The organism is Streptosporangium carneum, from assembly GCF_027922005.1.
Taxonomy (GTDB): domain Bacteria; phylum Actinomycetota; class Actinomycetes; order Streptosporangiales; family Streptosporangiaceae; genus Streptosporangium; species Streptosporangium carneum.
This window is the reverse complement of the sequence record NZ_BSEV01000004.1, coordinates 110519-123110: the sequence shown is the minus strand read 5'-3', so window position 1 is coordinate 123110 and position 12592 is coordinate 110519. Positions and strand designations below refer to the sequence as shown.

13 protein-coding genes are annotated in these 12592 nt (G+C 72.2%); 5 read left to right on the top strand and 8 right to left on the bottom strand.

Going from position 1 to position 12592, the window contains the following annotated elements; all coding sequences use genetic code 11:
* Positions 1–184 precede the first annotated feature (184 nt).
* Positions 185–814, bottom strand: coding sequence for a YigZ family protein (locus PKF00_RS12100; RefSeq protein ID WP_271217550.1), 630 nt, complete (start codon positions 812–814; stop codon positions 185–187).
* Between the two features lie 149 nt (positions 815–963).
* Between PKF00_RS12100 and PKF00_RS12095 the strand changes: the two genes are divergently transcribed.
* Entirely contained in the window at positions 964–1491 is a 528-nt protein-coding gene (locus tag PKF00_RS12095; RefSeq protein ID WP_271217549.1) for a MarR family winged helix-turn-helix transcriptional regulator, read from the top strand.
* A 21-nt stretch (positions 1492–1512) separates the two neighbouring features.
* On the opposite strand, the gene PKF00_RS12090 is transcribed toward PKF00_RS12095, so the two are convergent.
* Both PKF00_RS12090 and PKF00_RS12085 read right to left on the bottom strand, forming a co-directional pair.
* Positions 1513–2676, bottom strand: coding sequence for an epoxide hydrolase family protein (locus tag PKF00_RS12090; RefSeq protein ID WP_271217548.1), 1164 nt, complete (start codon positions 2674–2676; stop codon positions 1513–1515).
* On the bottom strand, positions 2673–3110 hold the full coding sequence (locus PKF00_RS12085) for a hypothetical protein (protein WP_271217547.1): 438 nt from the start codon (positions 3108–3110) through the stop codon (positions 2673–2675). Before PKF00_RS12085 ends, PKF00_RS12090 begins: the two co-directional genes overlap by 4 nt.
* A gap of 197 nt (positions 3111–3307) precedes the next feature.
* Here PKF00_RS12085 and PKF00_RS12080 point away from each other — a divergent pair, with 197 nt between their 5' ends.
* Complete coding sequence (locus PKF00_RS12080) at positions 3308–3988, top strand: GntR family transcriptional regulator (protein WP_309298391.1); 681 nt, start codon at positions 3308–3310, stop codon at positions 3986–3988.
* Between the two features lie 228 nt (positions 3989–4216).
* Here the strand turns inward: PKF00_RS12080 and PKF00_RS12075 are convergent, their stop codons facing one another.
* A complete protein-coding gene (locus PKF00_RS12075; protein ID WP_271217545.1) occupies positions 4217–4795 on the bottom strand; it encodes a TetR family transcriptional regulator in 579 nt (192 codons plus the stop codon).
* Positions 4796–4867: 72 nt separating this feature from the next.
* Between PKF00_RS12075 and PKF00_RS12070 the strand changes: the two genes are divergently transcribed.
* Both PKF00_RS12070 and PKF00_RS12065 read left to right on the top strand, forming a co-directional pair.
* Entirely contained in the window at positions 4868–5395 is a 528-nt protein-coding gene (locus tag PKF00_RS12070; protein WP_271217544.1) for a GNAT family N-acetyltransferase, read from the top strand.
* 633 nt (positions 5396–6028) lie between these two features.
* Entirely contained in the window at positions 6029–7702 is a 1674-nt protein-coding gene (locus tag PKF00_RS12065; protein WP_271217543.1) for a penicillin-binding transpeptidase domain-containing protein, read from the top strand.
* 169 nt (positions 7703–7871) lie between these two features.
* Here the strand turns inward: PKF00_RS12065 and PKF00_RS12060 are convergent, their stop codons facing one another.
* From PKF00_RS12060 to PKF00_RS12050, 3 genes are all read right to left on the bottom strand, one after another.
* Positions 7872–8240: a nuclear transport factor 2 family protein gene (locus PKF00_RS12060; RefSeq protein WP_271217542.1), complete on the bottom strand. Its 369-nt coding sequence runs from the start codon at positions 8238–8240 to the stop codon at positions 7872–7874.
* Positions 8241–8398: 158 nt separating this feature from the next.
* Positions 8399–9082, bottom strand: coding sequence for a response regulator transcription factor (locus PKF00_RS12055; RefSeq protein ID WP_271217541.1), 684 nt, complete (start codon positions 9080–9082; stop codon positions 8399–8401).
* Positions 9079–10236 carry a sensor histidine kinase gene (locus PKF00_RS12050; protein WP_271217540.1) on the bottom strand — a complete coding sequence of 386 codons (1158 nt, stop codon included), beginning with the start codon at positions 10234–10236 and terminating at the stop codon, positions 9079–9081. The genes PKF00_RS12055 and PKF00_RS12050 overlap by 4 nt, the downstream gene beginning before the upstream one ends.
* 383 nt (positions 10237–10619) lie before the next feature.
* On the opposite strand from PKF00_RS12050, the gene PKF00_RS12045 reads away from it, so the two are divergent.
* Entirely contained in the window at positions 10620–11606 is a 987-nt protein-coding gene (locus PKF00_RS12045) for a sulfotransferase family protein (protein ID WP_271217539.1), read from the top strand.
* A 50-nt stretch (positions 11607–11656) separates the two neighbouring features.
* Here the strand turns inward: PKF00_RS12045 and PKF00_RS12040 are convergent, their stop codons facing one another.
* Positions 11657–12550 carry a glycoside hydrolase family protein gene (locus PKF00_RS12040; RefSeq protein ID WP_271217538.1) on the bottom strand — a complete coding sequence of 298 codons (894 nt, stop codon included), beginning with the start codon at positions 12548–12550 and terminating at the stop codon, positions 11657–11659.
* Between the last annotated feature and the right edge of the window lie 42 nt (positions 12551–12592).

Below are 12592 nucleotides of genomic sequence, written 5' to 3'. Positions count from 1 at the left end.
CCGTTTCCCCGGGGAAGTTCCCGTTCCTCGCGTGATTCATCCCACATCCTTCCGGCACCGCACACCGCCGACGCCCCCCTCGACCGACCGGCCCGCCCCTCTTCGAGAAGCGGCGGCCATCAGGCACGGGGCCGCCTCCGGAGGTGACCGCCCCGCGCCCGTCCTGCGCGACCCCCCGCCCCGGTCACGCCCTTCTGAGGTAGACCGTCTCCCCCGGCTCGACCGCCGCCTGTCCCGCGGTCAGCGTGGCGACCCAGCCGGGGAAGACGACCAGGTCCGGCTCGCGGACCGCGACCACGAAGGCGACCTCGGCGCCGTAGCCGACCTCCCTGACCTCGTACGGCGAGGCGCGCAGGTCGTTCTCCAGCCGGCCCGCCCGGACGTGGTCGACCGTCACCGTCATCACCTTCGCCGGAACCATCTCGGTCAGGGGTGCGAGGTCCAGCGTCTTGCCGACCGCCGAGCCGTACGCGCGGACCAGGCCGCCCGCCCCCAGCTTCACCCCGCCGAAGTAACGTGTGACCACCGCGACCACGTCGCCGAGGCCCCGTCGCAGCAGGGTCTCCAGCATCGGGGTCCCCGCGGTGCCGCCGGGCTCGCCGTCGTCGTCGGCCTTCTGCAGACGCCGGTCCCCGCCGATCACGTAGGCCGAGCAGTTGTGGGTGGCGTCGGCGTGAAGCTCCCTGCGGCCCGCGACGAACGCGCGGGCGGCCTCCTCTGAGGACACCGGGGCGAGGGCGCAGACGAACCGCGACCGTTTGATCTCGATCTCGTGTTCGGTGAGGCTCTCCGGTGTCAGGTAGGGCTCGGCCATCCCTTCAGGCTACTCGCCTTTACAAAGTAGATTCTCATGGCCCGTCCGCTGGGCGACGGGTGCGGACCGCCCTGGCGGACACACCGGGCCGTGCGCCCGGCATGGCGAGGGACGCCAAGGGACGCAGCGACGGTCGTTATAGTCACGCCGTGGACGTGTCTTCGCAGGGCGGTTTCAAGGGTTTGGGCACTCAGCTGCGACATCTCCTGGAGCTGATGGACGGCGATGTCGCCAGGGCCTGCGCCGACCTCGGGCTGCAGGACTACCGGCCCCGGTTCTCTCCGATCGTGCGGGCGCTCGTCGAGCTGGGCCCGTGCTCCATCCGTGACCTGGCGCGCGCGACGTCGGTCACCCACTCCGCGGCGAGCCAGACGGTGGCGCAGATGAGCAGGAGCGGTCTCGTCCTGCTCGAGCCGGGCGAGGACGCCCGGCAGCACATCGTGCACCTGACCGCGAGGGCGCGGTCGATGCTCCCCGCGATCCAGGCCGAATGGGCGGCGACGAGCGCCGCGGCGGCCGCGCTCGACGACGAGCTGCCGTGCCCGCTGGGCGAGGTGCTCTCGGCGCTGTCCGAGGCACTGGAGCGCCGCCCGTTCCGCCTGCGGATCGCCGATGCGGCGCTGGCGTTCGGCGACGACTCCCCCTCCGCGGGCACGGCAGGGGCGAGACCGCCGTGACCGGGGTTGTCCCGGGGGGCGTCAGCGAAACCGGCGGAAGAACGTCCGGACGTCGTCGGCGAACAGGTCAGGTTCCTCCATCGCGGCGAAATGACCGCCCCGGTCGAACTCCGACCAGTGGACGACGTTGTTGTCGCGCCCGGCGAGCCGCCGGACGGGGCGGGCCGGGTCCGCGGCGAAGACCGCCACCGCGGTGGGCGTCGCCAGCGGCTCGGTGCGCGGCGGCCGGGAGGGGTGGAACGCCTCCCAGTAGTGGCGAGCCGACGATCCAGCGGTCGCGGTGAGCCAGTAGAGCATCACGTTGGTCAGGAGCCGGTCGCGGGAGACCGCCTCCTCGGGCAGGTCTGCGCAGTCCGTCCACTCCTTGAACTTCTCGACGATCCAGGCGAGCTGCCCGACCGGGGAGTCGGTGAGCGCGTAGGCCAGCGTCTGGGGCCGGGTCCCCTGGATCTTCGCGTAGCCCGACATCTCCGGTTCCGCGGCGGCCAGCCGGTCAAGACGGGCCCTGTCGTCGACGGTGAGCGCGGCGGCCTCCGCGGGGTCGCCGGGAGGCGGCGTCAGCAGGGTGTTGAGGTGCACTCCGACGACATGGGCGCCGTCGAGGACGGCCAGCTCCCGGGTGATCGCGTGGCCCCAGTCGCCGCCCTGCGCGCCGTAGCGGCGGTACCCCAGTCGCCGCATCAGCTCGGCCCAGGCCCTGGCGACCCGGTGCACGTCCCAGCCGCCCTCGCGGGTCGGCCCCGACAGCCCGTATCCCGGGATCGAGGGGATCACCAGGTGGAAGGCGTCGGCCGGGTCCCCACCGTGGGCCCGGGGGTCGGTCAGGGGCCCGATGACGTCGAGGAACTCCACGACGGACCCGGGCCAGCCATGGGTGATCAGCAGTGGCAGCGCGTCGGTCCTGGCGGAACGGATGTGCAGGAAGTGAACGTTGGCGTTGTCGATGGTGGTCGTGAACTGCGGGAACCGGTTGAGATGCGCCTCGTGTTCCCGCCAGTCGTAGACGGTGCGCCAGTACGCGGCCAGTTCCTTGAGGTAGGTCATCGGCACGCCCTGGGACCAGCCCGCACCGGCCGGCTCGTCGGGCCACCTGGTCGCGGCCAGGCGGCGGGCCAGGTCGTCCAGTTCGGCCTGCGGGACGTCGAGGACGAAGGGGCGGACGACGGTCTCGGCGTGTCCGTTCATCCCGCGTCCTCGCCCTCGGGATCACCGGCGAGTGCGCGCGCGGCCGCCGCCTCCTTCTCGTCCCAGCCCCAGTGGCCGTCGCCCCGGTGCTCCCCCGCCTGTTCGTCGATCCATCGGTTGTGGGCCTCCCACGCCGCCTGCTTGCTGGTTCCCAGGGCTGCGCCGATCTGCGACCACGAGGCACCGGACCTGCGGGCGGAACGCACGGAGAGCTGGCGTCCGTAGCCCGCCTTTCGCGCGATCACCTCGCCCAGGGCGAGAAGTTCCAGCGCCTCGCTCCGGGTCAGGGGCTCCGCGTCGGGGTCGGGCGGGGTGAGCGCCGAGTCGTCCTCGTCGATCGGTAACGCCAGGGCGTCACGGACGCGTAGCGCGTCATAGCGCGCGGCCGCGGTCAGCAGCGTGAACCGGCCTTCGAGCTCGTCCGGAGTAGACATGATCCGAGCATGCCGTCAAGCTACCTTGACGTCAAGGCAGCCTGACGCCGATAGGCCGAGACCGACCCAACGGCGACCTGACCGCACGCCACGACCTCGAACCCGCCCTCCGAGTCCGCCCCGAGGCCGACCGGCGAGCGGACCCGTCCCCAGGGCGCGGACTGCACGTTGCTCCTGGTAGACGTGTTGTATACATTATGTCCATGAGAAGGTCGCACGCTGGACGCGAAAGCGCTCAGGACAGCACATATCGCTGGTTGAAACACCACATCGGGTCGCTGCCCCGGCACGAGGGCACGTTTCTGACCGAGGCGGAGGTGTGCGAGGCGACGGGGATGTCGCGAACGCCCGTGCGGGAGGCTCTGCTGCGGCTGGAGACCGAGGGCTTCCTGCAGATCATGCCCAAGAAGGGCGCGTTCGTGCCGCCGGTATCCGACGCCGAGATAGAGGCGGTGATGCAGGCGCGCGAGCTGGTGGAGGACTGGTGCGTGCGCAGGGCGGTCCCGCTGGCCGACAGCCTCGCGCCCGAACTGGAGAGGCTGGTGGACCGGCAGGAGACGCTGCTGGAGGACCACCTGGCCTTCATCGAGTGCGACCGGGCCTTTCACCGCGCGATCGTGCGCGCGGCGGGCAACCCGGTCCTGGCCGAGTTCTACGAGACGTTGCGCGACCGCCAGGTCCGGATGGGCCTGCGGGCCGTCGCCGCGGCCGAGGACCGGGCCAGGACGGTGCTGGCCGAACACGCCGCGATCGTCGAGGGCATCCGCTCCGGAGACGCCGCACGGGCGGCCTCGGCGCTGGCGGCGCACCTGAACGGCACGCTGGCGGTGTTGCGCACGCCCTCGGTGGCGAACTGGTCGCCGGAGAACGCCTTCTGACGGCGAAAGCACGCCTCGAACGCCACCAGAGCACGACGACGCGCGCGGACGCCGGAATTCCGGCGTGGTGACGGCTCACGGCATGGGCGGCCGGCCTCACGGCCCGGCAACCGGCACCCGGGCAGGCCGCGCGGCGCCTCGCGGGCGTCGTCCGGCGCCGCGAGGCGCATGAGAGAACCCGGCCGCGGTTCGCGGCCGGCACGGCCGGACGGTCCGGGCCGGGACGTCTCAGCCGCGCAGCAGGGCGAGGTGCCGGTGGACGGCGGCGGTGACCCGGGGCTCATCGTCCGTCGCGAGGAGGTCGAGCAGGGCTCCCCGGAGCACCGCCAGCGCCAGGGTGCGGCGAACGGCGCCGTCCTGACCGTCCCGCTCCGGTCGTGGCTGGCAGGCGGCGAGGACGTCGAGCCAGTCGTCGACGGTGGCGCGGGCGAACCCGGCCCAGGCGCCGTCGGGCTCGACCAGGGAGCGGGCGTAGGCCTCGGCCCACAGCCGCAGCAGGGGGCGGTGCTCCTCGGCGGCGAGCCACGCCCACACGCGGCCGCTCGCCAGAACCAGGCCGATGGGCTGGTCGGCCTGTCTGAGGCGGTCCAGGATCGCCAGCTCATCGTCGCGAGCGCGGGCCAGCAGTGCCCGCACCAGGCCGTCCTTGCTGCCGAACAGGAACATCAGCACCCGGGTGCTGGAGCCGACGGCCTCGGCCAGCGGGCGCAGCGACAGATCGGCCAGACCGTGGGCGAGCACGTACCGGTAGGCGGCCTCCAGCAGTTCGACCTGCCGCGCGGACGGGGTTGGCGTTCTCCTGGACATGGCCCTAGCCTAAAGCTACTGACACACTCGTGTCAGTAGCAGTGCGAAGTCAACGATCACGAGGGGTTACGTATGCCGGAGCGGGATCACCAGCCGCACGTCATCGTGCGCCGCGCCGACCGTCCCGGAGATCTGGGCTGGACGGTGATGGCCCACGGCGAGATCTACGACCAGCAGTTCGGCTGGAACACCGACTTCGAGGCCCTGGTCGCCAAGATCGTCGCCGAGTACGCCGCCAAGCACGACCCGGCCGCCGAAGCGGCCTGGATCGCCGAAGTGGACGGCCGGCGCGCAGGCTGCGTCTTCCTGGTCTCCGGCGACGAACCGGGGGTGGCCAGGCTGCGCATCCTGCTCGTCACCCCGGCCTCCAGGGGCCTCGGCCTCGGCGCCCGTCTCGTCGGCGAATGCCTGGCCTTCGCCCGCCAGGCCGGCTACCGGCAGGTGACGTTGTGGACCAACGACGTCCTGGTCTCCGCCCGCAGGATCTACGAGAGCTTCGGCTTCACCCTCACCGACCAGGAGCCCCACCACAGCTTCGGCCACGACCTGATCGGCCAGAACTGGACCCTCGACCTGCACGACACCTCGGCGGAGCCCTGAACGCGGCAAAGCCCCATCCTGGCCTGACAGCGCGCACCCCCCATCACATGGCGGGTTCGAAAAACGGCTCACCGTTGCTTTACGGCTCGACGCGGTCACAGGAGTCCGCGGACCGGCTCCAGCCCTCGGCATCCTCTGGGACATTCCCGCAACGCCAGACTTTCATGGTGATCCGCCGTTTTTCCGCCGACGTCGCGACCGCACGGGTTCACGGTTCGGAGCCGAACCGCCCCTTTCACCGCCGGTGGCCGCGAACGCCGGATGACCGGTGGCCGGGGCCGTCCGGCGCCGCCGCGTCGAAATCGGCGGTCCGCGCGGCGACGTGGCGGGCGGGCTTTCGGCCTTCCCGCGAAGAAGACCGGCGCGAGTCCCCGGATTCACCGTGAAAACATCCTCAGGGCAGGCCGCTTTTCGGGCAGCCGACGGGATTCCCCGGAGAACGTCACGCCGAATCGATTACCTCCGGTAGCGCTTTCGTTCGAGCGGCGTTATTCTCGCGCACTTGGATTGTGCGTTTTCATTGCTTTTAGTGCACAATCACGCGGGTGTTGGGTGAAAAGCCTGACTCGTCTCTGTGACCGGCTCTACGATCTTCTCTCCGGTGCCCCAGTCGGACCTCGAGGAGTGAACGGCATGCGCAGTCGACGGCTCCTCATGTTGATCGCCCTGGCGCTGGCGGTCACCGCCTTCGGCGTGTACGGCGTGCTGTCCGTCACCGGAGAAACAACGACCTCCCCGCCACGGCGGGACGTCTCCGGAGAGACAGCCGGACGCTCCTCGGACCCCGAGCCCGAGTCCACGACCGCTCTCGCCCAGGTCGCGCCGACGGCGTCCGCCGCGCCGACCCTCCTGCTGTCCCCCGTCCCCTCACAGCCCCCTGCGCAGGCCTCGCCCTCACCCACCGCGCAGGACGGCCCCGAGGCGGTCGCGGCGCGCTATTTCGCCGCGTGGCAGATCGGCGACCTGACCTCCATGGCCGGCCTGGTCTCCGCTCCCCCCGCCGACTTCGCCGAACGGCACCGGCGCTTCGACACCGAGCTGCGGACCTCGTCGCCGTCCCTCGTCCCGGGCCCGCTGCGCCGCCAGAACGCCCTGGAGGCCCAGGTGCCCTTCCAGGGGACGCGGGAGGTGGCAGGACTGGGCAGGTGGAGCTTCTCCTCGGCCCTGCGCCTGGCGCTGCGAGGCGGCAGGTGGAAGGTGCTCTGGACTCCGCAGACGCTGCACCCCTCGCTCAGGGACGGTGTCAGCCTGCGGCTCAGGGAGAGCCGGGTCAGACGGCCCGCCACCCTCACCCTCGAGGGCCTGCCGTTCCCCCGCGACAGCAGGGCGGACGAATACTTCGGCGGGCTCGACGGCACGACGGTCGAACTGGCGGTGCAGGAGGTGCCCTCGGGGCGCGTGCTGCTCGCCTCCCCGTCCCGGCGGACGGCCGGAACCAGGACCACGATCTCCCAGCCCGTGCAGGCGGCGGCCGCCCGCGCCCTCGACGGCCTGTCACAGCCGGCGGCGGTCGTGGTGGTGGACGTCCGCACCCGCCAGGTGCGCGCGGTCGCGGACACCCTGGGAGGCAAACAGGCGTTCATCGGCCTCTATCCGCCCGGCTCGACGTTCAAGGTGGTCACCGCCGCCGCGCTGCTCCGCAGCGGCCTGACCGCGCAGTCACCGGTCCCGTGCCCCGCCTCCTACACCATCCCGAACGCCAGGACCTTCACCGACGACGACCGCACCGACCACGGCGCCGTGCCCCTCGTCACGGCTTTCGCGCTGTCCTGCAACACCACCTTCGTCCAGCAGACCTACGAACGGCTGCGCGAGGGCGGGCTGCGCGCCGAGGCCGCCGACCGGTTCGGGTTCAGGGAGAAGCCCGGTCTGAGCTACTGCCGGATCAAGCCGCACAACGATCTGAACGAGCTCGGCTCGGACTCCATCGGGCAGAACTCCGTGCAGGCGAGTCCGCTGTGCATGGCCGAGGTCGCGGCCGCGGTCGCCGGGGGCGTCTGGAAACCGGCCGTCATGACCGCCGAGCCCTCCGCCGACTCGCCGCCTCCCGTGCCGCTGGACGACGGCGTGGCCGAGGGGCTGCGGACGATGATGAGCGCCGTGGTCACCCAGGGCACCGCCGCCAGGGCGGGGCTGCCACCGGACACCATGGGCAAGACCGGCACGGCCGAGGTGGTCGGCGGACGGCCCCACGCCTGGTTCATCGGCTACCGGGGCTCCCTGGCCTTCGCGGTGTTCGTCCAGAACGGAGGCAGCGGCGGCGCGGTGGCCGCGCCGATCGCCGCGAGGTTCCTGAAGGCCCTCTGAGGTCAGACGCGCCATGGCCTGCGAGTGGCTCGGCGAGGTCGCCTGCCGCGACGAACCCGAGGCGCGGGAAGGCCGCGGGCGGCTCGGCGACGAAGGCGACGGCCCCGTGAACGTACCCGCCCACCGCGTCAGCCCGGGCCGAGGGCCTGCCGTTCAGGAAATCCGCAGTTCAGAGCGTGTTCTCATGGACGTGCACGATGAGCCATTCGCCGTCGACCAGCCGGAGCACGGTGGTGGTCCGCACGATCTCGGGCTCCCCTTCGGCGAAGTCGACGCGAAGCAGGTAGCGGGCGAGCGCGGCGTCCTGCCAGACGTCGACGACCTCGTCGTAGGCGTGTACGCCGGTCTCCTCGGGACCGTCCGCCGGCCGGGCGTCACGGACCTTCTCGAGCTGCTCCCTGCTGGTGATCAGCACCGGGTCCGCCGAGTCCCAGATCGTCGCGTCCGGGTGTAGCAACCGGTCGATCCCCGCCCGGTCGCCGCGCCGGTAGGCGTCGTACATCTCGGTGATGACCGCCCAGACGGCTTCGCGCGCCACTTCGTCTCTCTTTCGCAGATCGGTTGTCTCTTCACGGTACGGGCAGGCCGTACCGGCCGCCGCCCTGTACAAAGTAGATCACGTCTCTGCCGGGACGGGACACGCCGCCAGCCCAGCTCCGGCGCGCCCGCGCCGGGGGCGGCGGGTCTCACGGCCCGTCACCGCCGCTCGTCCAGCAGTCCGGCGTCGTGGACCAGCAGCGCGATCTGGACGCGGTTGTTCAGGTCGAGCTTGGTCAGGACGCTGGAGACATGGGTCTTGACCGTGGGGACGCTGAGATGGAGCAGTGCCCCGACCTCGGCGTTGGACCTGCCCTCGCCGAGGGCGGCGGCGACCTCGCGTTCGCGGTCGTTCAGCAGCGCCAGGCGTTCCCTGGCCCACAGGCGGCGCCGGTCCTGGCCCGCGTCCGCGACCCGGGAGATGAGGCGTCTGGTCACCGCCGGGGACAGCACCGGGTGGCCCTGGACCACCTGGCGTACCGCGGCCACGATCTCGTCGGGCGGGGTGTCCTTGAGGAGGAAGCCGGCCGCTCCCGCGCGGAGGGCGCGCAGGACGTGCTCGTCGGCGTCGAAGGTGGTCAGGACGATGACCTCGGGCGGGCGCCCGCGTGCGCGCAGGGCCTCGGTCGCGGCCAGGCCGTCCATCACGGGCATCCGGATGTCCATCAGGACCACGTCGGGGGTGTGCCGATCGGCCATGAGCAACGCCTGGGCGCCGTCGCCCGCCTCCGCGACCACGCGGACGTCGGGGGCTCCGCGCAGCATCATCGCCAGGCCGGCGCGCACCAGCGGGTCGTCGTCGGCGACGAGCACGCCGATCGTCCAGGAGTCCGATGCGGTCATGGCGGCCAGGGTAGCCAGGCGGAGAGCCGCCAGCCACCTCCTGCGGCCGGTCCGTGCTCCAGGCTTCCCCCCGCCAGGGCGACGCGTTCGGCCAGGCCCACCAGGCCCTGGCCCGAGCCCGCGCCCGCCGAGGGCACGGCGGCGGGGGCGGCGTTGCGCACCTCGACGGTCAGCCCCCGGCCACACGCCCCCGCCACGCTCACGCGCACCTCGGCGCCCGGGGCGTGCTTGCGGGCGTTGGTCAGGCCTTCCTGCACGATCCGGTAGGCGGTGCGGCCCGTCCCCTCCGGGACCGGGCCGTCGACCTCCTCACGCAGGTCGATCCGCGTCCCGGCCGTCTCCGACTCGGCGGCGAGCTGGCCGAGGTCGGCGAGGGTGGGCTGGGGCAACTCGCCGACCGGCGCGCGGAGCACGCCGATGACCTCGCGCAGGTCCTGCAACGCCTGGTGGGCGCTCTCCCTGATCACCCTGGCCGCGCGGGCGACGTCCTCCGGCGGGGCGTCGGGGTGGTACTCCAGCGCGCCCGCGTGCACGCTCAGCAACGAGAGGCGGTGGCCGAGCACGTCGTGGATCTCCCTCGCGATCACTTCGCGGGCGCGGTGCTGAGCCTGCTCCGCGCGCAGGCGGGCCTCGGTCTCGACACGGACCGCGCGCTCGCGCAGCGACAGCGTGAGCCTGCGCCTGTGGTGGACGAACAGGCCCCAGCCGACCGCGGCGCCCTGGATCACGACGCCGAACGCCAGCAGCGGCAGAGGGGGGACGTCCGGCTCGGGGCGCAACACGACGTAGACGAGCGCGGACGGCAGGCTCAGCGCGAAGACGGCCGTCGTGGTCCGCGGAGACCGGTGCACCGCGACCGTGAACAGCGCCACCAGCATCGCGCCGGCGACGAGCTCGGAGAACGCCGACGCGGCGACCAGCGCCAGGGCCAGCTCGACCGGCCTGCGGCGGCGCAGCCACAGCGCGGCGCAGCCCAGCGCGCCGGTGACCTGGTCGAGGTCGAACAGCCATCTCGGTTCCGGCAGGGCGGCCGAGTCCAGACGCATGGCGGACAGCAGGAGCCCGAAGGCGGAGGCGAGCAGGAACAGGCCGGTGTCCACGAGCCTGTCACGGAGGGGTCGCCGGGGCGCGGGCACGGTCGCAGTTCTGTTCATCCTCCCCGGAGCCTACGGTCGCGCGGGGAGGGCGGCCTCGCCGTGAGCGGCGAACGATACCGAAGTCGCGAGAGACGGTACTTTGGTCGGCCGCGGCACGGGGGACGACTCGGGCCCGCGCCCGCACCCCACCGGCGGGAGCGGGTATCCTGAGGGTTCACGACCGGCTCGGCGCTCCGCGACCAGGGAAAGGCGCCGACCCCGAACGCGTGGAAGGAGACGGCGTCGCCGTCCACCACGCCCAGCACACCCGTGACGGTGGCCAGAACCCTCTTGATCGAAGATCCCTCCAAGCGCTGCGCTCACCCGGCGCACAGCGCTTGTCTTTGCCTGGGAAGAGGTTATATTTACCATAAAAGCAGTAGGGATTAAGGGTAATAGAGATGCCCCTGCCAGACTTCCTCACGATCGGCGCCCCGAAGGCCGGGACGACGGCGCTGCACGCCGCGCTGTCCCGCCACCCGGGGCTCTTCCTCTCACCGGTGAAGGAGCCGAAGTTCTTCCTCAGCGACGGGCCACCCCCGACCAGGGGCGGCCCCGGCGACGCCCAGACCTACCGCGAGCACGTCTGGAGGCGTGAGGAGTACGAGGCGCTGTTCTCCGGCGCTCCGCCGGGGACGCTGAAGGGCGAGTCCACGCCGTTCTACCTCTACGACCTGGACGCCCAGCGGCGCATCCGGGCCGCGCTCCCCGAGGCCAGGCTGATCGCCGCGCTGCGTGACCCGATCGAACGGGCGCACTCCAACTGGACGCACCTGTGGTCGGCGGGGCTCGAGCCGATCGGCGACGTGGTGCGGGCCTGCGAGGAGGAGGAACGCCGCGTCGCGGCGGGCTGGGCGCCTTTCTGGCACTACCGCGCGCTCGGCCGCTACGGCGAGCAGCTGGAGCACCTGTTCACCCTCTTCCCCCGCGAGCAGGTGCTGATCTTCCGCTACCGGGATCTGGTCGACCGGCCGGTCGACACCCTTGACCGGATCTGCCGTTTCCTCGGCGTCGAACCAGGAGTCGTCGCCGAGGTGCCGCGCGAGAACGTGACCGCCCATCCCGAGTCGACGCGCGGCCACCAGCTGCTGTCACGGGTGCTGCGCGCCGGGGCGACGATCGGCCGCTTCCTGCCTCCGCAGGTGAGCGGCGCCCTGACCGATCCGCTGGAGCGGCGGCTGCAGCAGCGCGCCCGCTCGAGGCAGCCCCTGACCTGGGAGCAGCGCGAGCAGCTGATCGGCTATTTCGCCGACGACGTGGCGCTGCTGCAGGAGGTGACCGGCGAGGACTTCAGCGACTGGCTGCTCCCCCGCGAGCGCTCCGGCGGCCTGGTCGGCACCCGTCCCGACGGCCAGCGCCAGGCCCGCAACGGGCGGCCGAAGGCATGAGCGGGCCGGCGCCCTCGTCACGGGCGCCGGCCACGCCGCAGGCCCTCGTGTCAGCGCAGTTCGGTGCGCAGTTCGTGAGCCCCGTCCGCACGGGTGTACTCGTAGTAGAGACGTCGCCCGCCGTCCGGCAGGTCCACGATGTCCATGTAGCGCAGGCCGCCGCCCGCGTGCGGGGACGCGGCGGCGGGCTCCGTGCCGACCGGGGTCAGCTCGGCGGGATCGTCTCCGATCGCGACGCCCGTCTTCTCCTCGTAGTTCTCCGCCGCGGTGGCCCGGCCGTCGTACAGCGCCACCACCCTGTCGCCGAGGAAGCGGACGGCGGCGATCCTGGTCCCTCTGGCGTCCCAGCTGCCGGGCCTGCCGCTAAGCGCCGTGCCCTGCCAGGTCCACTCGAGCCCGTCGGCGCTGGTGGCGTAGTCGCTCACCATCTGGTCGGCCTCCTCCGGCTCGGCCAGCGGGTGGCAGGAGGCCCACAGGTGCCACACGTCGCCATGCCGTACGATCACGGGGTCCTTGACGCCGGTCTTCGGGTCTCCGGGAAGCACGACCTGACGGCGTGCGGGGTCGAAGCCCGCCGGGTCGTCGGCCTCGAGCACCTCGACGCGCCAGTGCTTGGTGCCGTGGGTGGCGCAGCTGAGGTAGAGACGCCAGCGGCCCTGCGGGGTGCGCACCAGGGTGGGGCGCTCCAGCGACTCGGTGTCCATCTCCCGCTGGTGGATCGTGAGCAGCGTCTCGAAGCGCTCGCCGTCCTCGGAGCGGGCGACGGCGACCGCGTAGCCGCGCCCTTCGCCGACTGGCCTGCGCAACCGGTAGGCGAGGTAGACGAACCCGTCGCTCGCCACCGCGCTGGGGGCGCCGGCCCAGTGCCCGGCAAGCGACTCGGCTGGTTCGACGGCCACCACGGAACGGTCAGGGTCGGGCAGAAGATCCTCGATTGTCAGCACGACATCGACGGTAGGCAGAGCTTGCGCAGTGCTCACGAAGAA